The organism is Cupriavidus sp. F041 (assembly GCF_057814235.1).
The window spans coordinates 1793997-1819075 of sequence record NZ_JBVASY010000001.1; the positions used below are offsets into that span (position 1 = coordinate 1793997).

Genomic DNA, 25079 nt, shown 5'->3' on the forward strand with positions numbered 1-25079 from the left:
TTTCGCGCCTCCTGTCACCTCGCCGCCGCGCGCGGGGGCCGGCCTTGCGCCGCCGCCCGCCGCCGTGCTGGGCTGATCCGCAGCCCTGTCTTTTCCGGCTTTTTCCGGTTTTTTCCTGCTCCGGCTTTATCCCTGACTGACGCCAGGGCGCATGTCGCGCCCGCGTGACGCCGGGGTGCGCCGGAGCCGATCGATTCCCCGTGACAGGTGAATACCATGGCTTTGAACAAAACCGCCCTGAGCGCGTATGGCTCGACCACGCTCTTCGTGCTGCTATGGAGCAGCGGCGCGATCTTCGCGCGCCTGGGGCTTGAATACGCTTCCGCTTTCGCCTTGCTGGTCGCGCGTTTCGCGCTCGCGCTGGCCGTCCTTCTTGTACTCGCGGCATGGCGCCGCCGCTGGTTGCCCGCGGCAGGCACGCGGCCGCAGGTGATAGCTGCGGGGCTGCTGCTGACCGGTGCGTACTCGATCTGCTACCTGCTGGCGCTGGCGCGCGGCATTACGCCCGGCGTGCTGGCAACGGTGCTGGGCGTGCAGCCGATCCTGACCCTGCTGCTGGTGGAGCGGCGCTTTTCCGCGCGCCGCCTGGCTGGTCTTGCCATGGCGCTGGGCGGACTGGTGCTGGTGGTCTGGCAGGGCATCGGCATGGCGCGTGTTTCGGCGCCGGGCATGGGCTTTGCGCTGGCGGCACTGGCCTGCATGACGATCGGTGCCATCCTGCAGAAGAACATCCGGCAGGCGCCGCTCGACGTGCTGCCCTTGCAGTACTGCGCGGGGTTGGCGCTGTGCCTGTTGTTCGTGCCGTTCCAGCCGATGGAGGTGATGCCGGCGGCCGGCTTTGTGTTGTCGCTCGCGTGGCTGGCGCTGGTGATTTCGGTAGGCGCCACGCTGCTGCTCTACAAGCTGATCCAGGCGGGCAACCTGGTCAACGTCACCAGCCTGTTCTACCTGGTGCCGGCCGTGACCGCACTGATGGATAACCTGTTCCTGGGTAATCGCCTTGCCGCGTTGAGCATGGGGGGCATGGTGGCGATCGTGCTCGGGCTGGTGCTGGTGTTCAGCGAACAAGCGCGCGCCCGGTAACGAAACCGGCCCCGGCCGCAAACGCGCCAGAAGGCGCGCAGCGGGCCGGGGCCGGCTTGCGAAGCGGGGCAGCGTATCAGGCGTGCGCCAGCATCGTCTCCGGGCGTTGCGTTGGCAAGACCAGCTCGGGCACGGCCTGGAACAGCGGTGCGGCGATGGTGCCCACCTCGAAACGCGCGGGCGCTTCGCGGGCCAGGCGGCGCAACCGTTGCAGCCGGGCTTCCAGGCCAGCGTCGGGCTGCGTGTCGAGGCAGAGGGTGGACGGGCACGCCACGCCGAGGATATCGAGCGCCTGCTTGAAGTTGGCGGGCGTCAGTCCCTCGGCGGGATTCACAGCTACCACATGGGGATGCAGGTGCGCGTATTGCTCGCCTTGCATCGACGCGGTGTCGCAGGTCAGGATGGCGAAGGCCGGCGGTGCCGGGCGGTGGGCGAAGTAGGCCGCGATACGCGCGGCGTGGCCGCCGGGCACTTCGGGCGTCATGCCCTCGACCTGGAGATCCAGTTGCTGCAGGATGGCGGCGGGAACGCCGCGGCGCCATGCCTCGGAGATCACTACGCGGGCACCGGCCAGGCCGAACAGCCGCCGCACAAAACCGAGGGCGACGGGATCGAAGAAGCGGACGTCGCGCAGGGTTCCCGTATCGGGAATTCCGCCCAGCCGAGCCTCGGAGCGGCTCGAATAGAGGACACCGGGGACGTCGAGCATGATGAGGCGTTCTGACATGATTTCCTTTGGTTGCAGCGCCTGGTTGGCACGTTTGAAGATTACGACGCAACCACGGAAATCTGGAGGGGCGCGGAATGCCTAAGTTGCAACATATCTGTAACTTGAGATGCGACTTGGTAAAAATCAGCGATTCGCCCGCCCGAGATGTTTCGGCAAGAAACAACTTGGCGGGGCGATTCACGACCGGCAGCCGGTTTTCACGACGCCGCACGCCTTCGGCTACAACATGCCGGTGGCCGCGGACAGCCGCTCGACGTTCCAGCCTTTGCCCAGCAGGATCATGCGCGTGTGCAGGTCGTCGTGAACCTGGCTGCTGATCGTGCGCCCGAGATAGCTCAGGGTCTTGCAGCGCAAATCCACGTAGCCGAGCGCATAGTGCCGGGACAGCGCGTGCCACAGCGCGTTGGCGCCGGGCGACTGCCGCGCGCCGCTCATCAGGCAGAGGCCCGCATCGAGTCCCCACCGATAGATCGCCGTGGCCAGCCCGCGCCGCTGGTAGGCCGTCTCGAATTTGGAGTGCGGTGCGCGCAGGTGGGGATCGGCGCGCCGGCCTACCTCGATCAGCCGGTTGAAGACGGTGTAGCCGGCCAGCCGCTTGCGTGCGACGTCTTCCACATAGACGTAGTACTCGCCGTCGGCCTCGCGATAGCGGATCACGAGTCCGGGCGAGTCCGTGGCGACCGCAGGGATATCGTGCAGGCGGTCGCCCGGCCGGTGGAGGCGGCCGTAGATGGAGCCGAACTCCTGGTCGAGTTCGGCGGGACGGTGGCTGACATCGATGCGCAGTTCCAGCTTGCGCGCGAGCCACGGGAAGGTCATGACTGGGGCCATGATGGCCATGGCAATCTCCTCGCTGCCATGCGCCCCGGACGGGGTGCATGGGGGTTCATCATCGGGCCAGGTAGCGCAGGCGCTAAACGGGCATGTGCTGGAAGCCCCGTGCCAGGGCAAACACCACGACCATGAAGAAGACCAGGATCAGCAAGACTTTGTAGAACATCGCTTTACCTCCGGGGAAAGGATTCAAGGAACGGATTCAGGCGGGACGCCGCGTCGCCCAGGGCCGTGCGCGCGCGGCGGCATCTCAGCGCATGGCGGGTTCCTCCCACCAGCCGCTCACCAGACCCTCGGGCTTCGCCGCGGCAAGCACCTTCGCGCTCGCCGGCCAGGCATCGACCCTGACATCCAGCCCGGCGTACACGCCATAGCCCGCTCCCGCACGGATTTCGTCCTGCGCCTGCAGGCCCTCGCCGGCCTTGATGGCGCATTCGGCAAGGATGGCCTCTTGCGCCTTGATGCCCCAGCCCGCTTCGAGATGCATCCCTGAGCGGATCGAGGCGCCGCACTCGATGCCGTGGCCGGCGCGGATGGTGTGGCGCGCGTCGAGCGTGCCGCCGGCGCGAATGCTCTTGCCGCAATGGATGGCGGCTTGCACAATCAGGTCGTGGCCGACCAGCGCGCTGCCGGACAGCGCGATCTTGCCGCCGCAAAGCACTTCCCAGCCCGCCTTCAGGTTGCCGCCGCCAGTGATGGCGTCGCGCACGTCGATGCCCCATGCGGCCTTGATATCGCCGGCGGCTTCCAGCACGCCGGCGCAATGGATGCCGCCCGCGGCCACGATGTCCGCGCCGGCCACGATGGCGCGGCCTGCGCGGATGCCGCCGCCGGCCTGGATGGCACCGCCTGCCCTGACCGTGGTCTCCACGTCGATGCCGCCGCGCACCAGCAGCGAGCCGGCAAAGACCACGGCCTCGGCGTCGATGGCATCCACGGCCAGTACGGCATCGGTGGGGCCGAACTGCGTCAGCAGCCAGCAGGCGTCGTCGACGCGGCCGGCTTCGACGAGGGCGTCGAGCAGGCGCTGGTAGTCGCTGCCGTCCTGGCGGTTACGGACGAACCAGCGGTAGCCATCGGCGCAGGGGCGCTTGGCTTTGACAAAATTCTTCGTGAGCTCCATGGCGATAGGGGCGTGCGTGATGAATGCCGCGGACGCGCCGCGGCAATGGAAAGGCGTGCAAGGCCATGACGGGGCAACGGCTATGCCGGTGCCCCATGCTCAATCAGAGATTGATGAGAAGGTAGATGGCGACGACGGTGCCTATCGCACAAAGGGTCTTGTGATAGATCGAAGACGAAGACATTGGCTTTCCCCCAGGTTGCACGTTGGACAAGGGGCGCGATGGCGCCCACAGGCAAAGTGCCGTGCGGGGAAAGTCAGGACCGGGCTGGTGAGTCCTGGTTTCCCCGCACGGCCAAGAGAAGCACGGCGGCGAAACCATGGAAGTAGGCCGCGGCCGTTGTGGCGCGGCACGAGCGCACGCCGCCCCGTGCCGCGCACGCACGCAGGGCCGCGGCATGCATGGCATGCCGGCGGATTGCGTTGAGGTGCGGGACGAGGAGCATGTGGTCTCGGATGAAGGGTAGGAAATTCTGCCAGGAGCGCTGCATGTTTACAGGCAGCAACGTTTCTTATGCCATATCGGGCAGGCCTTGTCCAGCCAGCCGCCTTGCACATCTCTTCCGGACCGGCGCCTGCCGCCTAGAATGAATGCTCCCCGACCTCAAGGGAGATCCCATGCATCTCGAAGGTTCCTGTCATTGCGGCGCGGTCAGCTTCAGCCTGGAGTCGGACTCGCCCTATCCCTTCATGCACTGTCACTGCTCGATCTGCCGCAAGACGGCGGGCAGCGGAGGCTATGCGATCAATCTGGGCGGCGACGCGGCCACCCTGAAGGTTCGCGGCAAGAAGCATATCGGTATCTATCACGCCGTGATACGCGAGCCGGGCCAGCGCGCGCAGCGCTCGAAGGCGGGGCGGCATTTTTGCCTGAAATGCGGCAGCGCACTATGGCTGTGGGATCCGCGCTGGCCGGAACTGGTGCATCCGCACGCGTCGGCGATCGACACGCCGCTGCCCTGGCCGCCGGAGGTGGTGGAAGCCGCGCTGGACTATGCCGCGCCCTGGGTCGACGTGCCCAAGGGGCGGGGCCATGTGCATTGCGGTACCTGGCCTGCCGAGTCGCTGGCGGAGTGGCACCGGCGCAAGGGGCTGCAAGGCTGAGCGGGCGCCTGTCAGCCGCGCGCCAGCATGATCGCGGCGGTGGCGATCAGGCACACGGCGAACAGCGCGCGCAGCCGCCGTTCCGGCATGCGGTGGGCCAGCGCCACGCCCCACGAGATGGTCAGCATGCCGCCGAGGGAGAGCGGGATGCCGCTGGCCCAGTCGACATGGCCGGCGTGGGCGTAGGTGGCCAGTGCCACCACCGCGCCGGGCGTGACCAGCGCCAGCGCCAGGCCTTGTGCCGCCGCCTGCCGGTAGCCAAACAGTCCCACCAGGGCAGGTGCGGCCACCACGCCGCCGCCAACACTGAAGAACCCGGAAAACGCGCCGCCCACCGCGCCGAGCGCCGGAATCCAGCGCGGCGAAAGGCGGCTTTGCTGCACCGTGGCAGCGCGCCCTAGCAGCAGGCGCCACAGGAAATAAAGCGCCAGCCCGATCATGAAGCAGGCAAAGATGCGGCGCAGCAGCACGGCATCGATGGCGGTGGCGAGGCGCGCGGAGGCATAAGTGGCCACGACCGCCGACAGCCCGAGTACGGCCGCCGTGCGCAGGGCGATGTCCGCGCGCCGGCGGTATTGCCAGAAGCCGATCACCACATTGGGTGCGATCATCACCAGCGCGGTGCCCTGCGCCAGCTGCTGGTCCATGCCGTAGAGCAGCCCCAGCGCCGGAATGGCGATCAGGCCCCCACCGATGCCGAATAGTCCGCCGACGGCGCCCAGCAAGCCACCGAGGCCAAAGATCAGTGCGGAGGACAGCAGGGAATGGTCAGGCATGAGGGTGGAAAGCTGGGGTAACGCAAAGGGCGTGCACTGCATGGCGACGTGATAACGTTCGTCGGGCCGGACAACGGACCAATGACGCGTGGCCGGGCTGCCGGAAAAGGGAGAAGAGCAGCGGGAAGCGCGCAATGATACGTGGGTTTGGCGGGCGTCGGCGGTGTGACCAGATTTGTGCTCTATACGACGGCTTTGTCAGGGTTTTCCCTCGAAATAGCCCTGTTCCGAGGCTTTCGTCAGTTTTATTTGCTTCCGTGAAAGCCGTTTGTAATGCAGTTCAGTTTGAATGCGCTCGGAAGATCTTTTGCCACCGCCGGATGCCGGCAAGAACGCGCCCGGTTCCACGGAGATACGTGAATATTCGCTATCTCGGTGCACCGATAGGCGGGCATGGTCGTTTACCGCACACTAAAGTCGAACCGAGCCAGATTGATCGTGTCTTTTTCCATTCCTCGTTTCCTGCTGATAAGCCTCTTCAGTGCCGCAGCGGGCGCTGCCATGGCCAGCTCGGATGTGCCGCAAAGCGCGCCCCTGCCAATGGATGGCCCCTGCGTTGCGCCGCCGTCCAGGGCAGCGTTGACCATTGCCCAGGTGCGCCTGGATGCCATGCGCTGCAACCGCGACATCATCGCCGCGCGGCGCGGCGAGGAGGCCAGCCAGGCCGATATCCAGATTGCCTCGCAGCGGCCCAACCCGGTGCTCAGCCTGGGGGTGGCCAATATCAACCCCCACCTCGGCGTCGGCGCGGGCAGCCCCCGCAGCAAGACGGTCGATTCGACCCTGCGCGTGGACCAGACCATCGAGCTGGCCAACAAGGGCGGATTGCGCGTGGATACCGCGCGCGCCAACAACCGCGCCGCCGGCGAAGTGCTGCAGGCCGTGATCACCCAGCAAACCAGCGCTGTCGAGCAGGCATTCTATGAAGCACTGGTGAGCCAGGAACGCGTCGCCGTACTCACCGAGACCCTTGCCCTCTATGGCCGCACCCAGCAAGCCAATGAGACGCGGCTGAAGGCGGGCGACGTCTCGCGCGCGGATGTCAGCAAGCTGCAGCTTGATGTGATGCGCGCCCAGACCGACATGCGCAGCGCCATGGCCGACCATGCGAGCGACAAGGCTGCGCTGGCGCAGGCGATCGGCGTGCCCGGCACGCTGGCCGACAACCGCCTGGTGGCCGATTGGCCCGCACTCGATGTGCCGGTGCCGGAACCTGATGCCGATACCGTGCAGCGCCGCCCCGACGTGACTGCGGCCGAGGCCCGCCTGGCCGCCGCCGCCAGCGCGCGCGATCTGGCCCGCGCCGGCCGCGTGCCCGACGTCACCGTTGGCGCGCAGGCTGAGCACTACCCCACCTCGCCCTCCAACCAGACCGGCAGCGGCAACAGCTTCGGCGTGTTCGTGTCGATCCCGCTCTACGTGCGCCACAGCTTTGGCGGTGAAGCCCGCCGCGCAGAGGTGGATTACTACGCCGCGCTGGACGATCGCAACCGCGTGCTGCTCGAAGCGCAGAACGAACTGGAGCGCTCGCGAAACCAGCTCGAAGCCGCGCGCCTGTCCCTCAAGCAGATGATGGAAGGCGTGGTCCCGACCGCGGAAAGCGTTGCCGGCAGTGCCGAGTTCGCTTATTCCAAGGGCGCCAGCAGCGTGCTTGACCTGCTCGATTCGCGCCGGGCGCTGCGCCAGACGCGCCTGGATGCCGTCACCGCCCAAGGCGAATTCGCCAAATCCCTGGCGGCTTATCGCGCCGCCCTGCAGTCCTCACCCAATTCCCAGGTTCGTACCGATGTGCCGCGTCCTTAATTCCGTGTCTGCTCCGATGTCCGTTTCGATGACCGCTACGCCTGCCTCGATGTCCCCCGCCCGTGCCACGGCCCGCCACGGCGTTGCCGCGCGGCTGGCCGCGTTTTCGCTGGTTGCCCTGGCACTGGCCGCCTGCGGCAAGCAGGAAGCCCCGCCCCCCAACGACGAGCCCAAGGTCAGCGGCAATACGATTGAATTCCCCGCCACGGTCAGGACGCTGCCCGGCATTGCTGGCCAGGCCGTCAAGAGCGGCGGCGAGCGCATGCTGAGCCTGCCCGGCCGCCTGGTGTGGAACGAGGACCGTACCGTGCGCGTGACGACGCCGTTTGCCGGCCGCGTGACCGAGGTGCTGGTGCAGCCGGGAAGCAACGTGAAGGCCGGGCAGTCGCTGGCCACGCTGACTTCGACCGACTTCGGCATCGCCCAGGCCGATGCCCGCAAGGCCGCCGCCGATTCCGCCTACGCCGGCAAGGCGCTGGCGCGCCAGCGCGAGTTGTACAACGCCGGCATCGTGGCGCAGAAGGAACTGGAGCAGACCCAGGCCGACGCCGCCCGTGCCAGCGCGGACCTGCAGCGCACCCAGGCCGCGCTGCGCCAGTACGGCGCCGCTGCGCAGGGCGAGGGCGCGAGCAACCGCTTTGCCTTGCGCACGCCCATCGATGGCCTGCTGGTCGAGCGCAATATCAATGTCGGCATGGAACTGCGTCCCGACCAGCAGCCCACCGCGCCGCTGTTCCTGGTGACCGATCCCAGCGAGCTGTGGGCGCAGGTCGATGCCGCCGAGTCCGACCTGGCACTGTTCAAGCCCGGCGTGACCGTGCAGCTCGTCTCCAGCGCTTACCCCGGCGAGACCTTCGCCGGCAAGGTGATCAAGGTGGCCGACTACGTCGACCCCGCCGCGCGCAGCATCAAGGTGCGACTGGCAGTGCCCAACCAGGATCGCCGCCTGAAGGCCGAGATGTTCGTCACCGCCAAGCTGCAGGCTGCCTCGTTCCAGGGCATCAGCGTGCCGTCGAAGGCCGTGTTCCTGGCCGACAACCGCAGCTACGTGTTCGTGCGCACCGCGCAGAACCATTTCGAGCGCCGTCTCGTCAAGCTGGGCGTGTCGTTGCCCGGCATCACCGAAGTGGTCGAAGGCCTCAAGGACGGCGACATGGTGGTGATCGAAGGCAACCTGTACCTGCAGGACATCCTGCGCGATGCCACCGCGGTCAACGCGGCCCGCGCCAGCGAAGCCAGCAGCGCCAGCGCGAAGCAGTGAGGAAGACCGCCACATGATTTCGCGTATCGTCCATTTCGCGCTGCACCAGAAGCTGTTCGTCTGGCTCGGCCTTGCCATCTTCATCGGGGGTGGCCTGGCGGCCTTCAAGAACCTGCCGATCGAAGCCTTCCCGGATGTCTCCGACATCCAGGTCAACGTCATCACGCTGTACCCGGGCCGTGCCGCCGAGGAAGTCGAACGCCAGGTCACGATCCCGATCGAAACCGCGCTGGCCGGCACGCCGAATTCCGTGCGGGTGTTTTCGCACACCCAGTTCGGCCTGTCCTTCCTGATGGTCACCTTCAACGACAAGGCCACCGACGTGGTGGCCCGCCAGCAGGTGATCGAGCGCCTGCGCGGGGTCGACCTGCCAGACGGCGTGCAGCCGGACCTGGCGCCGCTGTCCACCGCCATCGGCGAAATCTTCCGTTTCCGCCTGACCGGCAAGGGCTACACCGCGCAGGAACTGCGCACGCTGCAGGACTGGGTGGTGGAGAAGAATCTGCGCCAGGTCCCCGGCGTGGCGGATCTGGTCACCATTGGCGGCACCATCAAGCAGTACGAGGTGAACCCCAACCTGGCGAGGATGCGCGACGCGAAGATCTCGCTGTCGCAGCTCTTCACCGCCCTGCAGCGCGCCAACTCCAACGCCGGCGGCGGCGCCGTGGCACACGGCCGCCAGCAGTACCTGCTGCGCTCGCTGGGCAGCTTCTACACCTCGGCCGATATTGCCAACGTGGTGGTATCGGAAGTGAACGGCACGCCGATCCTGGTCAAGGACATCGCCGATGTGCGCGTCGGCTCCGCGCCGCCCCAGGGCCTGATGGGCCAGGACGACGAAGATGACATCGTCTCGGGCATCGTGGTGATGCGCAAGGGCGAGAACCCCTCGCTGGTGCTGGAAGCGCTCAAAAAGAAGATCGACCTGCTCGACAGCACGATCCTGCCCAAGGGCGTGAAGATCGTGCCCTACTACGACCGCTCCACGCTGATCGACAAGACCCTGCACACCGTGTTCGGCAACCTGGTCGAAGGCGCGCTGCTGGTGATGGCGGTGCTGTACCTATTCCTGGCCAATGTGCGCGCCGCGGCCATCGTGGCAATCGTGATCCCGCTGGCGATGCTGTCCACCTTCATCGGCCTGACCTGGGTGGGCATCCCGGCCAACCTGCTTTCGCTCGGCGCGATGGACTTCGGTATCATCGTCGACGGCGCGGTGATCGTGGTGGAGAACATCTTCAAGCGGCTGGGCGAGTTGAAGGAAGCGCAGATCAAGGACAGCCGCGCGCGCCTGCACGCGATCCTGCAAGCCACCACCGAAGTGGGCCGCCCGACAGTGTTCTCGATGATCATCATCATTGCCGCGCACATCCCGATCTTTACCCTGCAGCGCCACGAGGGCAAGATATTCGCGCCCATGGCCTACACCGTCACGGGGGCGCTGGTCGGCTCGCTGATCATCTCGCTGACGCTGGTGCCGCTGCTGTGCCACCTGCTGCTCACGAAGAACATCGCCCACGAAGACAACTTCATGGTGCGCCATAGCAAGCGCCTGTACGAGCCGATGCTGGCCTGGGCGCTGGACCACAAGCGCACCGTGGTGGGCGTTGCCCTGGGTTTGCTGGTGGCTACCGTCGGCGTGGGCAAGTTCCTCGGCAGCGAGTTCCTGCCCGAGCTGGACGAAGGCTCGATGTGGGTCAGCTTCGACCTGCCGGCTTCGGTATCGACCAACGAAGCGCGCGAACAGGCCAAGCGGTTGCGCGGCGTCATTCGCCAGACGCCCGAGGTGAATACCACCATCTCCAAGGTGGGCCGCCCCGACGATGGCACCGATCCCAAGCTGATCAACACCGTTGAAATCCTGGTCGACCTGAAGAACGACAAGCAATGGCGCGCGGGCTACGACAAGCGCAAGATCATCAACGAGATCAACCACAATCTGCGCCAGCTGCCTGGCATCGAGCCCAATTTCTCGCAGCCGGTACGCGACAACATTCTTGAGAGCATCTCCCAGATCAAGGGCCAGATCGTGATCAAGGTGCAGAGCGACAGCCTGCAGCAGAACAAGCGCGTGGCCGACCAGATCCTCGCCAATGTGCAGTCGGTCAAGGGTGTGATGCGCGCCTTTATCGATCGTGACGGCGAACTGCCGCAGTATGTGCTGGACTTCGACCGCGCCCAGGCCGCCCGCTACGGCATCAACGTGGCCGACGTGCAGGACCTGATGGAAACCGCGCTGGCCGGCAAGGCAGCCACCGAGCTGTGGGAAGGCGAGAAGCACTTCAGCGTGGCGGTGCGCCTCAAGCCGAACGAGCGCGAGCTGCCCAACCTGCCGAATATCTTCATGCAGACCGCCGACGGCGCGCAGGTGCCGCTGTCGCAGCTGGTGCACTTCCGCGCCGCTTCCGGGGCGATGAACATCAGCCGCGAGAACGGCCAGCGCACCACCTCCATCGGCATCTTTATCCACGACCGCGACATGGGCAGCGTGGTCAAGGACATGCAGGCGCTGGTGGCCAAGAACGTCAAGGCCGACGACGTCAAGATCAGCTGGTCCGGCGAGTTCGAAAACCAGGAACGCGCCATGGCGCGACTGTCGATCGTGGTGCCGCTGTCGGTGCTGGTGATCTTCCTGCTGCTGTTCAACGCCTTCAAGTCGTTCAAGAGCGCCACGCTGATCATCTCGAACATCCCGTTCGCGCTGATCGGCGGCGTGTTCGCACTGTTCCTCACCGGCATTCCGCTGTCGGTGTCGGCGGCGATCGGCTTCATCGCGCTGTTCGGCCAGGCCGTGCTCAACGGCGTGGTGATGGTGACCTACTTCAACCAGTTGCGCGACGAAGGCATGCCGGTGCGCCAGGCCGTGCTGACCGGCTCGATGGACCGCCTGCGCACGGTGCTGATGACCGCGTTGCTGGCCATGCTGGGCTTGTTCCCGATGGCCATCTCGCGCGCCATCGGCTCGGAAACCCAGCGCCCGCTCGCCATCGTCATCATCGGCGGCCTGATTACCGCCACCATGCTGACGCTGATCGTGCTGCCCACGCTGTATGAGTGGATGGTGGGACGCACCTGGCCGGATGAAGAAAACGGCAACGGGAGCGATAACCGGCTGTCGGATTCGACGCCGGCCTGATCGACAGGCGGCTCCGGCCGCCCGCAGCCTCGAAAACCCGTCACCCTGGTGGCGGGTTTTTTTTATCGGCTCCCGCTCCGCCGATGCTGCCCGCGAGACGCTCCGCAAGCCGCTCGCGTGGTGAAGGCGTTCAATGGCCAGCCGGGCTGGTGTTGGCGCGTAGCGTTCAATCAGATAGCGGGATAGGCGGTTGCTGCCATTACAGGTTGCGCATCGCGCGGCTGCAAATGCGGCGGGTGGCGGCCGCCGGTTCGCCTTGCTGCCAGTGCAGGCACAGTGCGCGGACCCAGTCGGGACTATCCTTGGCCGCGTCGTTGAGCCAGTTGGCCACCGAGTCCTGTACGTAGGCCGAGGCGTCGGCCTTCAACGGTTCCAGGACCGGCAGGGTTTGCGCCGGATTCTTCTTCAGCGCGGCGATGTGCGCGCACCACACGCCGCGCGGGCGCAATGCTTCGCTGGCAAAACGGCGCAGCCTTTCCGACGGTGCGGCGGTCCAGGCGGCCAGCAGGGCGATGCTGGTACCCAGGTCAGCGGCGAGATGCGGCCGCACGGCCATCCAGGCCCATTCGCGCACGCCGAAATGCGGGTCGTCGGCCAGCGGCCGGATGGCCGCGAGCCGCTGGCTCAGGTCCGGTCCCGGCTGCATGCCGGCCATGAAGCAGGCCCAGCCGCGCACGGTGTCCGATGGATGCGCCTGGCAGCGTGCGATCCCCACGGGGCCAAGCTCCTCGAACAAAACGGTGCCGATGCTGGCCAAGCGCTTGAGGATGCCAAGCTGGCAGGCGGCTTCGGCCTGCCGGATGGCGGGTGGCGAGAGGTCCGGAAGCACGGCGCGCAACAGCGTGGCCTGATTCAACGCCAGGCATTCGGCCAGCGTGGCGCTTTGCAGTTCGCCACGCTCCAGCGCGGCCAGGATTTCGGGTGGAATGTCCGCCGCCCGGCTGGCGCCCTTGCGTGTTGCCGATTGCGTCATGCAGGATCCCCCGACATGGCGCTGCGGCTGGCAATGCCCGCGGAGACCTTGCTCAGCAGCCCGGCGAGCAGGTTGCGCTCCTGTGCGGACAAGTCGCCGAACAGGCTGGCGATCCAGCGGCCGTGTTCGTCGAACACCTTCCTGGCGACTTGCTTGCCCCTGGGGGTCAGCCGGATGGTCAGGGCGCGCCTGTCCATGCTGTCGGCGTGGCGTTCGATCAGCGCCTCGCGCTCCAGCCCGTCGAGCAGGCCGGTGATGGTGGCGCGTGTCACGCCAGCCTGCCCGGCGAGCGCGTTGGGCGCCAGTCCGTCCTTGGCCGCTTCTAGCAAGAACAACAGCACGAAACGGCCTTCGGACAGCCCATGCGGTGCCAGCAGCGCCGCGCAGTCGCGGTCGATCGCGGACGTTAGCGACAGTGCCTGGAAGCACAGCCGGATGCTGTCCAGGTTGGGCAGTTGGCGTAGTTTGGCTGCGTCCAGCAGGGCCAGGTACTTCTGTTCGAGCGTATTCATGGTGGTGCCATATTATATGGCGGCTGATTAGTTGGCAAGCAGGCTTGCCTCAGGCCCGATCTCGGGCCGCTCAGCCTTGGCGCGCGGCTGGTCCAGTTTCATGGCGGCTCGTTGCCTGCGCTTAACAACCTCTGTCGGAGCGTAAGCACACCCACGCGGAACGCAACAATTTTTCATAAGACGCTGGTCATGCGCATGCGCTACATTCACGCCGAAGGCAGGCCGGTGCTATAGGCTGCCGAATGGCTGGCCAACCGGTAAAAGTGGGTAGTGGGGGATACGGCAGGACAAGGAGACCGCGTCATGAGCAAACGCAAGGCCCCGGCGGCGTCGACGCCGTTGCTGGGGGACATCCGGGCCTTGATCGAGGCCGCACGCCAGCGCGCGACGGCGGCGGTCAACAGCGAATTGTCCATGCTGTACTGGCGTATCGGCCAGCGTATCCACAAGCAGGTGCTGTCAGGCCAACGCGCTGGCTATGGCGAGGAAGTACTTCCGACATTGGCGGCGCAGCTGGTCAGTGGCTATGGAAAAGGCTTCGCTGAAAAAAACCTGCGGCGCATGGTGCAGTTCGCCACCACTTTCCAGACGAACAAATTGTCGTGTCACTGATACGACAATTGAGTTGGACTCATTTCATTGCCCTGATTCCTCTCAAAGACCCTTTGCAGCGCGAATATTACGCGCGGATGTGCAGCCTCAAATGCTGGAGCGTGCGCACCTTGCGCGAACGTATCGACTCGCATCTCGCTGGGATGCACTGCCGTGCCCGTGGACCAGTGGAACGCTCTGGCCAGATGCGTCTTTTCGTTCAATGCAGATCTCCGTCGAGCCATCGTGCTTGCGTTCTGGATTCACGCGCTGCCGCGCCTCGGTGCCTTATTCGTCGGCCCGGTGAGCCATGAAGTCCCGGGGCGCCTTGCCCAGCGCGCGCCGGAACATGGTGGAGAACGCACCGGCATTGGCATAGCCGGTCTCGGACGCCACATGCGCCAGCGGCTTGCCTCGGCTCATCAGGTCGACGGCGTGCGCAAGCCGCAGCTGCTGGCGCCACGCGGCGAAGCTGGTGCGCAGCTCGGTGCGGAACAGGCGCGCCAGGGTACGTTCGCTGGCGCCCGTCAGTTCAGCCCATTGCGCGAGGCTCAATGCCGAACCGGGCTGCTCCATCAGTGCGTCGCACAGTGCCTTGAGGCGGCGGTCGGTCGGCAGCGCCAGCCCAGGCCAGAGCGTGGGGGCGGCACGCAGCTCCTCGATCAGCAGGGCGGCGCTCAGATGGCGCCGCCGGGCGGACAGGCTGGCGGCTTCGGTCAGGGCCATCATCAGGTGGCGCATCAGCGGCGACACTTCCAGCACTGAGCACGTGACGAGCGACAGTGGCGACGCAGCCGGCAGCACATAGCAGGCGTGGAGCGCGGCCTCGCCCAGCGTGACCACTTCATGCTCCACGTCCGGCGGTATCCATACCGCGCGCATGGTCGGCACCACCCAGGTGGTCCCAGCGGCAGTCACGCGCATGCTGCCGCGCAGGGGACAAGAGACCTGCCCCCATGCATGCCGGTGGCGGCGAATGATTGCGTTGGGTGGCGGCAGGCGCAGGTGCACGATGACCGGCTGTCCGGCGGTGGGCTCTGTCAGCGGGACAGGCTGGTACGTGGTGCGTGGCATCCGGTGTTGCTCCCTGTCGGCCGCTGATGTCTGCGCTCGCCGCGCCCTGCGGGTGTGGCTGGAATTCGTAAGAAATTGCCCGAGAAGTGTAACCCGGCCAGATCGTGCAGACCTACGATGGCGCTCATCGCATCAGCACCACGGAGTTCCTTAGCATGAGCAATAGCAGCCAGCCTGGCTTGTCGCCCCCCGCCACGCTTCCTGCCAGTCCCGCCGGGCAGGCGGCTTCCGCGCCAAAGGCGGGCGCCGGTGCCGCGCCGGCTGGCAAGCTATCGGACAGCCTGCGCGCCGCCACGGTCATTGCCCTGTGCGTGGCGGCGGTGTGGCTGGCGGGACGCGCCACCGGCGCACCCGACGGGCTAGTGCTGGCGGCCGAGCTGGTGCTGTCGACGGTGTGCTGCTGGGCGCTTGGCGTGTTGCCGGAGCCGGCCACCACCCTGTTGTTCTTCCTGTGCGCCATCCTGCTGCATGTGGCGCCGGCTTCCGTCGTGTTCTCGGGCTTCGCCTCCACCGCGTGGTGGCTGATGTTCGGCGGCGCCGTAACTGGGGTGGCCTTGCGCCAGACCGGGCTGGCGCAGCGGCTGGCGGCTCTTATTTTTCGCGGCCGGGTGGGCAGCTACCGGCAGGTGATCGGCACCGTGGCGCTGAGCGCGGTGGGGCTGGCATTCCTGATGCCATCGACCACCGGGCGTGTCCTGCTTCTGATGCCGATCGTGCTGGCGCTGGCCGACCGGCTCGGATTCGCGCCGGGCTCCAACGGCCGCGTCGGCATGGTGCTGACCGTGGCGGCGGCCAGCTATATGCCGCCCACCACCATCCTGCCGGCCAATATCCCGAATAGCGTGCTGCTCGGCGCGGCGAGTTCGCTGTATGGCGTCAACCTGAGCTACGGCAGCTACCTGCTGCCGCATTTCCCCATCCTTGGCGTGCTGAAGACCTTCATGCTGGTCTGGCTGGTATGCCGGATGTTTCCGGAGCACGGGCCGATCGCGGCACTGCCCCACCTGGAAGCGGGTGCGCCGAGCCGGCAGGAAAAGCTGCTGGCGGTGATCCTGGCGCTGGCCGTGGCGGGGTTTGCCACGGATACCCTGCATGGCATCTCGCCTGCCTGGATCTCGCTGGCCGCATGCATCGTCTGCCTGCTGCCTGGCGTGGGCCTGGTGTCCTCGCGCATGCTGGCCGAGCAGGTGCATCTCACACCCCTTATCTATGTGGCGGGTTTCCTTGGCCTGGGCGCCGTGGTGGAGTCGACCGGGCTGGGGACGGCCATCAGTGCTGCGCTGCTGCGCTGGCTTCCGCTCTCGCCGGGACATACCGCTGCCAACGTGGCCGCGCTGGGCGCGGTCGGGGCGAGCCTGGGCCTGATGACGACGCTGCCCGGCTTGCCGGCGGTGCTGACGCCGCTGGCCAGGCAACTGGCGCAGGCCACGGGTTTGTCGCTCGAAGCGGTGCTGAAGCTGCAGGTACCGGTGTTTTCCACGGTGTTCTTCCCTTACCAGTCGCCGCCCATCGTGATCGCGATGCAGCTTGGCGGCGTAGGGCTGCGCGAGGGCACCCGGCTGTGCCTGGCGCTGGCCGCGCTGACCTTGCCGGTGCTGTTGCCGCTGGATTATTTCTGGTGGCGGCTGCTGGGCTACCTGCCGTGAGCGCCGCCAGCAAGCTTGTGCCATCCGAGACATGATTCCGCCCTTCGACATCTGGTTAACCCGAATCGCCGGGCAAGCCGGGATCCGGGCCTTTGCCCACGGGGGCTGGCCGCTTGCAAGTTGGATCGGCGTTGGCCTGCCCGTAGCGGCTGGCCCGTATTTCGCCACGGAATGCCGGCCGGCCGGCGCGCCGAACGCCTGACCTATGTGATTCCCCGGGCGTGGCCGGCCGGCGTGAGCCGGCTTTTTTTGCTCTCTGCCGGTAATGACTTATCTTCATGTCAACCGGAAGTATTACTATTCGTTACGAAGTATTACGAGGCGATACGTTTACCCGGAGGCTCTGCCAGACCGCCGGCCGTGCCTCGTGATCCGGGCCCGGCAGGGCCGCAGCTTGCCGCCTGGCAAGCGCGGGCGTGCCGATCGCAAGGGCAGCGCACCACAAGACCGGGCACCGGCTTTGCTGCTTTGGGTAACAGGAGAGCGTCAAGTCGTGCAAGGACCAATCTCGAGCCTTCAATGGCTATCGGGGCTTAGTGCCAAGGGATTCTTTCTGGATCTCGGACCTTTTTTCTATTTTCGTTATCTGGGGGCTCTCGCCGCGCTGTCGGCTTTCTGCCACCCGCCGGGCGGCAGAAAGTGGTGGCTCAGGCGTATCAAGCTGATTGGAAGCTCGGCATTCCGCCATAAGGCGGTGCGCAGCTGGCTACAAGCGGTGGGTTCCTGCGCGCTGATGCAGCGCGTCGCCCTCGCCAGGCCCGCACTGCTGGAGCGTCCATATCGTCCGCTCGGCGCATATGGGCTGCGTTTCCGCGAGCGCATGCGTATCGTGCTGGAGCACTACCGGATCTTGAACTCGCTGATGCCGTTGGCGCTTAACGAGCGGATCTACCTGGGCGGCGGCCTCGAATGCCCGGTGGGCGAGGGGCGGTATGCACTGCACCTGGCCGACTCCGGGCCCAATCCCAAGGAAGGCGAACTGGCCTTCTACTGGCGCGATACGGCCACCGGTGTCTGCCTGAGCCAGCTTAGCTTCTACCTGGTGCAAGGCATGACCGGGCCGGAGATCTTCGTGGGCGGGCTGCAAGGGCCCCTGGGCGAAAACAGCCGCGACCTGATCCGCGAAGCGACCAAGGCATGCGAAGGCCTGCGTCCCAAGGATGTGGTGATGGAAGCCCTGCTCGCCTTTGCCGCCGCGCTGGACGTGCAACGCATCGTGGGCGTTTGCAGGAACAACCATGTGGGGCGCCAGCGCCATACCCCACGCGAGATCCTCTGCGACTACGAAGGGTTCTGGATGGAGTCGGGCGGCGAGCCGCTGGCCTGCGGCAATGTCGCGATGCCGGTCAGCCAGCCGCGCCGCGATGTGATGGAGCTGCCGTCCAAGAAGCGCTCGGCCTACAGGCGCAAGCTGGCACAGGTTGAGTCCATCCAGGCGACGGTGCGCGACTGGCTCGCGGCGCCCGGCGCGGCACCGGCCATGACGCCGGCGCCGGTCCTGACGCAAGTCATTGCGCCGGCAGGCCCCGAGGCGCTCGCGGCGTAAAAGAGGGGGGCGGCAGGCCCGCCGGGGATGCAAACCAGAAAAATGCAGGAAGCGCGGGATTTCGTCCCGCGCTTTTTTTTCGTCCGCCTTGCAGTAAACCCCAGTAGTCTAGGTTTATAGACCTTATTAAAGTAGGCCGCTTCCATATAGCGGCGGCGCGCTGGCGCCATGTCCACCGTCGCCGCAGATGCCGAACCCAGCCTTCAGCGCCTTGCCTGTCAACAGCGATCTCCTTTCCCGCAGCCGTCAGCCGGTCTACCTGCAGCTTGCCACGATCTTCCGCCGCCATATCGAAAGCGGCGAATGGCGCCAGGGCGCGCGCATTCCGTCGCTTGAGCAACTCTGCCGCGAGTTCGGCGTGGCGCGCATGACCATGCACCACGCACTCTCGCTCCTGGACGAGGAAGGTCTTCTGACCCGCGAGCGCGGGCGTGGCACCTTCGTCAAGGCAAGCTGCCGCGAGCGCCGCGCGCTGAAGCTGCCAGTCAGCTGGGACCAGGTGGTTGCGGTTGGCGAGCAGCTCGATACCGAAGCGCTGTCGGAATCCGGCGGCACCGTGCCGTTGCCGGAAGACCTCGGCATGCCCTGCAGCGCGGCGCGTGCGCCGGGCTATCACTTCCTGCGCCGGCTGCACCGGATCGAGCAGCGCCCCTTCGCGCTGGGCGAGGTTTTCATCGAAGCCAGCGTGTTCGCGCGCAACCCCGAAGCCTTCCGCCACAGCCCATCGGTGCCGGTGCTCGACCGCTTCCCGCAGCTGAAGGTCACGGCCGCCAGGCAGCGCCTGTCAATCATCGCGGCGGGCGCGGAATCGGCCGCCCGGCTGGCCTTGCCGGTTGGCGCGCCGGTGGCCGAACTGCGGCGCTACGCCTGCGTCGACAGCGTGATCGTCTACTACGCGCGCATCGAGTTCCCGAGCGAGTTCGTGTGCCTGGATTTCGACCTGCTGGCGCCGGGTGCTGGCGCAGCCCCCGTTTATGTCCCGCCGGCCCGGGCAGGCACGCCGGGCGCGCAATGCTGATGCCAACTCAATAACCTGCCAACTGGAAATCAACAAGATGCAGACTACCGACCGCAACCAAGGGAACCATGCCGGCCAGGCAGACAACGGGCAGGGCGAGATGAACGGCGCCGAGAGCCTGGTCAGGACGCTGCTGGCCTGCGGCGTGGACACCTGCTTTGCCAACCCCGGCACCAGCGAGATGCATTTCGTGGCCGCGCTCGACCGGATTCCCGGCATGCGTTGTGTGCTGGGCCTGTTCGAAGGCGTGGTGACGGGCGCGGCCGACGGCTACGCCCGCATGGCGGACAAGCCGGCCGCCACGCTGCTGCATTGCGGCCCGGGCCTGGCCAATGGCCTGGCCAACCTGCACAACGCGCGCCGCGCGCAGACGCCGGTGATCAATATCGTTGGCGACCAGGCCACCTACCATCGCCCGCTCGACGCGCCGCTGACCGCCGACACCGAAGGCTGGGCGCGTCCCGTCTCGGTCTGGACCCGTACCGCCTCGCATGCCGCTTCGGTAGGTGCGGATGCCGCCACGGCGGTACAGGCCGCATGCGCCGCGCCGGGCGGCGTGGCCAGCCTGATCCTGCCCTCCGACGTCTGCTGGGATGCCGGCGGCAAGGTGGCCGCGCCGCTGGCGCCGATTCCCGTGCCCAAGGTCTCCCCGGATGCCATCGGGCAAGCCGCGCGTGTGTTGCGCTCGGGCCAGCCCACGCTGATCGTGCTGGCCGGCACCGCGCTGCGCGAAGCCGCGCTGGCCGACGCGCACCGCATTGCCGCCGCCACCGACGCCCGCCTGATCACGCCGATGTCCAACGCGCGCGTGACGCGCGGCCGCGGCCGCTTCAATGTGGACCGGGTGCCGTACTCCGGCGACGCATCGCTCGCCAAGCTGGCCGGTATCCGCAATGTGATCCTGGTCGGCGCGCCGCCGCCGGTTACCTTCTTCGCTTACCCGGGCAAGTCGCCGCGGCCCTACCCGGAAGATGCGGAAATCCATGTGCTGGCGCGTCCGGAACAAGACTTGGCGGAAGCGCTCGCGCGTCTTGCCGACGAGCTGGGCGCCCCGGCGGTTTCCCTGCCGGCCTCCGTGTCCTCGCACGAGATCGCCAAGGGCGCGGTGACTTCCGAAGCCGTGGCGCAGACATTGACTGCGTTGTTGCCCGAGCAAGCCATCGTGGTGGAAGAGAGCGTCAGCTTTGGGCGTGCTTTCTATCCGGGCACCGTGCATGCCGCGCCCCATGACTGGTTGCAGCTCACCGGTGGTGCGATCGGCGATGGCCTGCCGTTGGCCACCGGTGCCGCGGTGGCGGCGCCCGGACGCCGGGTGGTTGCGTTGCAGGCTGATGGTTCCGGCATGTATACGCTGCAATCGCTGTGGACCATGGCGCGCGAGAAGCTCGACGTTACCGTGGTGGTCCTGGCTAACCGGAAGTATGCGATTTTGCTGGGGGAGCTGGCCGGGGTCGGGGCCAGTCCGGGGAAGACTGCGCTCGATATGCTGGATATCGGGAATCCGGATCTGAACTGGGTGCAGTTGGCTAATGGGATGGGGGTGGAGGCTGCGCGGGCTGAGGATATGGGGCGGTTTGCTGAGTTGTTTGGGATGGCGAATGCGCGGTCGGGGCCGTTTTTGATTGAGTTGGTGATTTGAGGGTTTGAAATTCGAATTCAACTGATTAAGTTCAAAGGCTTAAAGGCTTAAAGGCTTAAAGTCAAAGGCAGTTTCACCTCCCCTTCGGGGAGGCGACCTACTTTATTGTCTTGCCAAGAAAGTAGGCAAAGAAGCGCGCCGGATGGGGCGACCCCCCCTCGTCGGCAGACAAAAAGAGCGGCCGGGACCCAAACTCGCATCGCCTTAAGGCGATACTCAAACATGGGTCCCTCTTTTCCGCTCTTTTTGCCTGCCGACGAGGCGCCCCATACGGCCTGGTACACCTTGACGGCTCGCTTCGCATCGCGGGATGGTGTAGCCCGCCCTTGGGGGCGCTCCACACGGCTACACCGATTTTTGATCCGGCTTCCTCGCTCGTGGTAGCGCCCGTTGGGTTGCCGGGGGAGGGCGGGGGCTTGCGAGGCTGTGATGCGTATTTCTGCCAGAGACGGGATTGCCGCAGGGCCAGGCGGATAATTTTTGCACCGTTTGGCCTGCGTTTTGCTCTGGGCAGTTGAATGGATTTGTTTTTAATGAAATCCAGATCAATTCCTCATGCTGTCATTACTTCTCCATATCGCTGCACGTGGAAATCACTGTCTCCCAGCAGCGGATCGATCATCGTCAATCGCTTGAAGTAATCCCCTACCTCCAGTTCATCCGTCATCCCCATGCCGCCGTGTAGCTGCACCGCTTGCTGGCCGACAATTCTCCCGGCCTTGGCCACAGTTACCTTCGCGGCGCTCAGCATTCGCCGCCGGTGCGCGGGGTCGCTTTCATCCAGCGCTTGTGCTGCCACATACGCCATCGACAGTGCCAGTTCCTTCTGCACCAGCATATCGGCCGTCCGGTGCTGCAGGGCCTGGAACGCCGCCAGCGGTTTGCCGAACTGCCGCCGCGTGCGCAGGTATTCGCCGGTGATTTCGATCAGTTTTTCCATCGCGCCGGCGGCTTCCGCGCAGAGCGCGGCAATGCCGTGGTCGATGCCGTGGAGCAGGGCGGCCAGGCCGTCGGCCGCGTCTCCTACCAGCGCCGTGGCGTCTACCGCGACGTTCTGCAAGGCAAGGTCGGCGGCGCGCAGGCCGTCCATGGTGGGATAGCCGCGCACCGTGAGTCCGGTGGCGTCGCGCGGGACCAGGAACAGCGCCAGTTCGTTGCTGCCGGCGATGCGCGCGGTGAGCAGGAAGGCGTCGGCGGCTTCGCCGTGCCAGGCCAGGCTCTTGTTGCCGTTGAGTACATAGCCGTCGCCCTTGCGCTCGGCGCTGGCGCGCGCGGTCTCGGGGCGGTAGCGGGTGGTGGGCTCCAGGTAGGCGAGGGTGACGACGCGTTCGCCGGTGGCGATCGCGGGCAGCCATTCGTCTTTCTGGGCTTGGCTGCCGTAGGCGTTCAGCACGGCGGCGGACATCACGGCGGTGGGCGTGACTGGTTCCAGCACCAGGCCGCGTCCGAGCTCGCGCTGCACCACGAGCTGGCTCGCGGCGCTTTCGCCAAAGCCGCCGTACTCGCCGGGCACGGTCAGTCCCAGCACGCCCATTTCGGCAAGCTGTGCCCAGGTGGCGCGATCGAAGCTGCCGCCGCCGCGGGCGTTCTTGCGGCGCTTGTCGAAGGTGTATTCGGTGTCGATGAAGCGGCGCAGGCTGTCCGCCAGCATCTGCTGCTCTTCGCTGTAGTTGAAGTCCATGGCTGTGCTTGTTCCTTGAATCCCGGGTTTTGCGGAGTCTCTGACGTCTTCCGTGGCTTCAGAAGCCCAGGATCATCTTGGAGATGATGTTCTTTTGTACTTCCGTGGTGCCGCCGTAGATCGATGTCTTGCGCATGTCGAAGTACGTCGAGGCGGCGGGCGCGGCCCACGCCGGGGCGTGCAGCGGCGCATCGGCCGGCGGCGCTTCGCCGGCTTCGAGCCAGCGCGGCGAATACGGCCAGGCATTGGGGCCGGCTACTTCCATCTGCAGCATGGCCAGGTCCTGCTGGATCTCGGAGCCGCGGATCTTGACGATGGAGGCTTCCGGACCGGGGCCGCGGCCCGCGTCTTGCGTGGCGACGCGCAGCAGCAGCATTTCCAGCGCCATGATGTCCATCTCGATGCGGGCGATCTTGTCGCGCATGCGCACATCGTCGATCAGCGGCCGGCCGGCGCCATCCGTGGCTTGCGCGGCGTAATGCTTGAGCTGGCGCAGTTCGCGGTTGCAGTGGCCGATGCCGGCAATGCCGGTGCGCTCGTGGCCCAGCAGGTATTTGGCGTAGGTCCAGCCGCGGTTTTCTTCGCCCAGCAGGTTGCCCACGGGCACTTCCACGTCCTCGAACCAGACTTCGTTGACGTCGTGGCCGCCGTCGAGCGTGACGATCGGGCGCACCGTCACGCCCGGCGTCTTCATGTCGATCAGCAGCATCGAGATGCCTTCTTGCGGCTTGGCTTCGGTGTCGGTGCGTACCAGGCAGAAGATCCAGTCGGCAAAGTGCGCCATCGTGGTCCAGGTCTTCTGGCCGTTGACGATGTAGCGGTCGCCCTGGCGCACGGCGCGGGTCTTGAGCGAGGCCAGGTCGGAGCCGGAGCCGGGCTCGGAGTAGCCCTGGCACCAGAAATCGTCGACCGTGGGGATGCGCGGCAGGAAGCGTTCCTTATGTTCCTGGCTGGCATACTTCATCAGCACCGGCCCGATCATGGTGAGCCCGAAGGGCAGCAGGCGCGGCGCGCCCGCGCGGAAGGCCTCGATCTCGAAGATCAGGCGCTGCAGCGCGTTCCAGCCCGTGCCGCCCCATTCCGTGGGCCAGGTCGGCGCGCCCCATCCCCGCGCGTGCAGGATGCGGTGCCAGCGCACGTAGTCGTCCTTCTCGACGCGCTGGTGGGCCAGCACCTTGTCCCGGATATCCGTGGGCAGGCTGGCCTGCACAAAACTCCGAACCTCTTCGCGGAACGCTTGTTCCGCCGCGTTGAAACGCAAATCCATCTGCTTGTCCCCTCGGTTGGGAAAGGCTGGCCGCCGGCCGCCACTTCGATACGATGCAGCGATTCTATGGGGGGCCGGACGTTCGCTTCTTCCGGAATGACAAAGCCGTCCTTTTGCGCTTCCTAACCGATGCGGCCCGCCGCCCGCCGGCGCCCGTGCCGGGCAGAACACGGCCTTAGCCAAATCCAAATAGCACGCCACCGGCGCCTGGCTCACACTGGCGCAGTTCCATCGCAGCAAAAACACAATCAACGCCGAGGAGACGGGCGATGTCACGCTGGACAAAATTGTTCGTGCTCTGCGGATGGCTTGCCGCCACCGCGAGCGCGTTCGCGGCCTATCCGGACAAACCGGTGCGGCTGGTCGTGCCCTTCCCGCCGGGTGGCGCCACGGACCTGCTGGCGCGCGAGGTCAGCCACGCACTTTCAGTGCGGCTGGGCCAGCCGGTGGTCATCGAGAACCGGCCTGGCGCGGGCGGCAATATCGCCGCCGTGGCGGTGGCGCGCGCGCCGGCCGACGGCTACACCCTGCTGTTCGGCACCTTCGGCTCGCTGGCCGTGAACAAGAGCCTGTACGACAAGCCCGGCTACGACCCGCTCAAGGATTTCGCGCCGGTGGCGTCAGTGGCCTACCTGCCCAACGTACTGGTGGTGCACCCCGCAGTGCCCGCGCGCAATGTGGCCGAACTGCTGGCGCTGGCGCGCCGCGAGCCCGGCAAGCTGAGCTACGGCTCCTTTGGCAACGGTTCGTCCTCGCACCTCGCCGGTGAACTGTTCACCCACCTGGCGGGCGTGCGTATCGAGCATGTGCCGTACAAGGGCAGCGCACCGGCCATGACCGACCTGATCGGCGGGCGCCTCACCATGATGTTCGACAGCATTTCCACCGCCTTGCCCTATGTGCGCGATGGCCGCGTGCGGGCGCTGGCGGTCACCACCGCCACGCCGTCCGGGCAGTTGCCCGGCGTGCCGACGCTGGCCGCGGCCGGCGTGCCCGGCTACGAGCTGACCGCGTGGTTCGGCGTGGTGGCGCCCGCCAATACGCCAGCGGCCGTGGTCGACCGCCTCAACGCCGAGATCGTGGCCGCGCTCGCGCAGCCCGAACTGGCGGCGCGGCTGGCAAGCCAGGGCACCGTGCCTTTTCCTTCCACGCCGGCGCAGTTCGGTACGTATATGCGCACCCAGTACCAGAAGTGGGACGGCCTGATCAAGTCGGCTCACATCCACCTGGATCAGTGAGCTTGCTCTGCGTCTCTTCCGGGTCCGTCCGGTTCCAACCTCAT

Annotated in this window: 19 protein-coding genes and 1 pseudogene; 11 read left to right on the top strand and 9 right to left on the bottom strand. The window is 66.5% G+C overall.

The features are described from left to right. The first annotated feature begins 216 nt into the window (after positions 1 to 216). On the top strand, positions 217 to 1083 hold the full coding sequence (locus ACZY0R_RS08155; RefSeq protein WP_488857930.1) for a DMT family transporter: 867 nt from the start codon (positions 217 to 219) through the stop codon (positions 1081 to 1083). Between the two features lie 76 nt (positions 1084 to 1159). On the opposite strand, the gene ACZY0R_RS08160 is transcribed toward ACZY0R_RS08155, so the two are convergent. From ACZY0R_RS08160 to ACZY0R_RS08170, 3 genes are all read right to left on the bottom strand, one after another. Continuing rightward, entirely contained in the window at positions 1160 to 1810 is a 651-nt protein-coding gene (locus tag ACZY0R_RS08160; protein ID WP_488857931.1) for an HAD domain-containing protein, read from the bottom strand. A 222-nt stretch (positions 1811 to 2032) separates the two neighbouring features. After that, the gene (locus tag ACZY0R_RS08165) at positions 2033 to 2653 is read right to left on the bottom strand and encodes an N-acetyltransferase (protein WP_488857932.1); all 621 of its coding nucleotides are present in this window, start codon (positions 2651 to 2653) and stop codon (positions 2033 to 2035) included. A 244-nt stretch (positions 2654 to 2897) separates the two neighbouring features. Continuing rightward, entirely contained in the window at positions 2898 to 3770 is an 873-nt protein-coding gene (locus tag ACZY0R_RS08170) for a hypothetical protein (protein ID WP_488857933.1), read from the bottom strand. Between the two features lie 618 nt (positions 3771 to 4388). On the opposite strand from ACZY0R_RS08170, the gene ACZY0R_RS08175 reads away from it, so the two are divergent. Continuing rightward, complete coding sequence (locus ACZY0R_RS08175) at positions 4389 to 4874, top strand: GFA family protein (protein ID WP_488857934.1); 486 nt, start codon at positions 4389 to 4391, stop codon at positions 4872 to 4874. 11 nt (positions 4875 to 4885) lie between these two features. Here ACZY0R_RS08175 and ACZY0R_RS08180 read toward each other — a convergent pair whose 3' ends face one another. After that, a complete protein-coding gene (locus ACZY0R_RS08180) occupies positions 4886 to 5650 on the bottom strand; it encodes a sulfite exporter TauE/SafE family protein (RefSeq protein WP_488857935.1) in 765 nt (254 codons plus the stop codon). A 501-nt stretch (positions 5651 to 6151) separates the two neighbouring features. On the opposite strand from ACZY0R_RS08180, the gene ACZY0R_RS08185 reads away from it, so the two are divergent. The 3 genes from ACZY0R_RS08185 to ACZY0R_RS08195 are packed head-to-tail and all read left to right on the top strand — an operon-like array spanning position 6152 to position 11850. Continuing rightward, complete coding sequence (locus tag ACZY0R_RS08185; protein ID WP_488857936.1) at positions 6152 to 7453, top strand: TolC family protein; 1302 nt, start codon at positions 6152 to 6154, stop codon at positions 7451 to 7453. Between the two features lie 49 nt (positions 7454 to 7502). Next, positions 7503 to 8714 (top strand): efflux RND transporter periplasmic adaptor subunit, encoded by a 1212-nt coding sequence (locus ACZY0R_RS08190; RefSeq protein ID WP_488857937.1) that lies wholly within the window; start codon positions 7503 to 7505, stop codon positions 8712 to 8714. Between the two features lie 13 nt (positions 8715 to 8727). After that, positions 8728 to 11850 carry an efflux RND transporter permease subunit gene (locus ACZY0R_RS08195; RefSeq protein WP_488857938.1) on the top strand — a complete coding sequence of 1041 codons (3123 nt, stop codon included), beginning with the start codon at positions 8728 to 8730 and terminating at the stop codon, positions 11848 to 11850. A 199-nt stretch (positions 11851 to 12049) separates the two neighbouring features. Here ACZY0R_RS08195 and ACZY0R_RS08200 read toward each other — a convergent pair whose 3' ends face one another. Together ACZY0R_RS08200 and ACZY0R_RS08205 are read right to left on the bottom strand one after the other, a co-directional pair. Continuing rightward, entirely contained in the window at positions 12050 to 12823 is a 774-nt protein-coding gene (locus ACZY0R_RS08200) for a DNA alkylation repair protein (RefSeq protein WP_488857939.1), read from the bottom strand. After that, a complete protein-coding gene (locus ACZY0R_RS08205; RefSeq protein WP_488857940.1) occupies positions 12820 to 13335 on the bottom strand; it encodes a MarR family winged helix-turn-helix transcriptional regulator in 516 nt (171 codons plus the stop codon). The genes ACZY0R_RS08200 and ACZY0R_RS08205 overlap by 4 nt, the downstream gene beginning before the upstream one ends. 303 nt (positions 13336 to 13638) lie before the next feature. Here ACZY0R_RS08205 and ACZY0R_RS08210 point away from each other — a divergent pair. Then, positions 13639 to 14240, top strand: a pseudogene (locus ACZY0R_RS08210) (DUF1016 N-terminal domain-containing protein). On the opposite strand, the gene ACZY0R_RS08215 reads toward ACZY0R_RS08210, so the two are convergent. Further along, positions 14215 to 15000 carry an AraC family transcriptional regulator gene (locus tag ACZY0R_RS08215; protein ID WP_488857941.1) on the bottom strand — a complete coding sequence of 262 codons (786 nt, stop codon included), beginning with the start codon at positions 14998 to 15000 and terminating at the stop codon, positions 14215 to 14217. The pseudogene ACZY0R_RS08210 and the gene ACZY0R_RS08215 sit on opposite strands and share 26 nt — an antisense overlap. Before the next feature lie 155 nt (positions 15001 to 15155). On the opposite strand from ACZY0R_RS08215, the gene ACZY0R_RS08220 reads away from it, so the two are divergent. From ACZY0R_RS08220 to ACZY0R_RS08235, 4 genes are all read left to right on the top strand, one after another. Further along, entirely contained in the window at positions 15156 to 16646 is a 1491-nt protein-coding gene (locus ACZY0R_RS08220; protein WP_488857942.1) for an SLC13 family permease, read from the top strand. A 493-nt stretch (positions 16647 to 17139) separates the two neighbouring features. Further along, positions 17140 to 18192 carry a DUF535 family protein gene (locus ACZY0R_RS08225; RefSeq protein ID WP_488857943.1) on the top strand — a complete coding sequence of 351 codons (1053 nt, stop codon included), beginning with the start codon at positions 17140 to 17142 and terminating at the stop codon, positions 18190 to 18192. A 187-nt stretch (positions 18193 to 18379) separates the two neighbouring features. Next, positions 18380 to 19210, top strand: a complete 831-nt coding sequence (locus tag ACZY0R_RS08230; protein WP_488857944.1) for a GntR family transcriptional regulator — start codon at positions 18380 to 18382, stop codon at positions 19208 to 19210. Between the two features lie 100 nt (positions 19211 to 19310). Beyond that, positions 19311 to 20849 carry an acetolactate synthase large subunit gene (locus ACZY0R_RS08235; RefSeq protein WP_488859578.1) on the top strand — a complete coding sequence of 513 codons (1539 nt, stop codon included), beginning with the start codon at positions 19311 to 19313 and terminating at the stop codon, positions 20847 to 20849. A gap of 553 nt (positions 20850 to 21402) precedes the next feature. Here ACZY0R_RS08235 and ACZY0R_RS08240 read toward each other — a convergent pair. Both ACZY0R_RS08240 and ACZY0R_RS08245 read right to left on the bottom strand, forming a co-directional pair. Next, positions 21403 to 22530 (bottom strand): acyl-CoA dehydrogenase family protein, encoded by a 1128-nt coding sequence (locus tag ACZY0R_RS08240; protein WP_488857945.1) that lies wholly within the window; start codon positions 22528 to 22530, stop codon positions 21403 to 21405. 58 nt (positions 22531 to 22588) lie between these two features. Continuing rightward, positions 22589 to 23797, bottom strand: a complete 1209-nt coding sequence (locus ACZY0R_RS08245; protein WP_488857946.1) for an acyl-CoA dehydrogenase family protein — start codon at positions 23795 to 23797, stop codon at positions 22589 to 22591. 269 nt (positions 23798 to 24066) lie between these two features. Here ACZY0R_RS08245 and ACZY0R_RS08250 point away from each other — a divergent pair, with 269 nt between their 5' ends. Next, a complete protein-coding gene (locus tag ACZY0R_RS08250) occupies positions 24067 to 25035 on the top strand; it encodes a tripartite tricarboxylate transporter substrate binding protein (RefSeq protein ID WP_035863218.1) in 969 nt (322 codons plus the stop codon). The last annotated feature ends 44 nt before the right edge of the window (positions 25036 to 25079 follow it).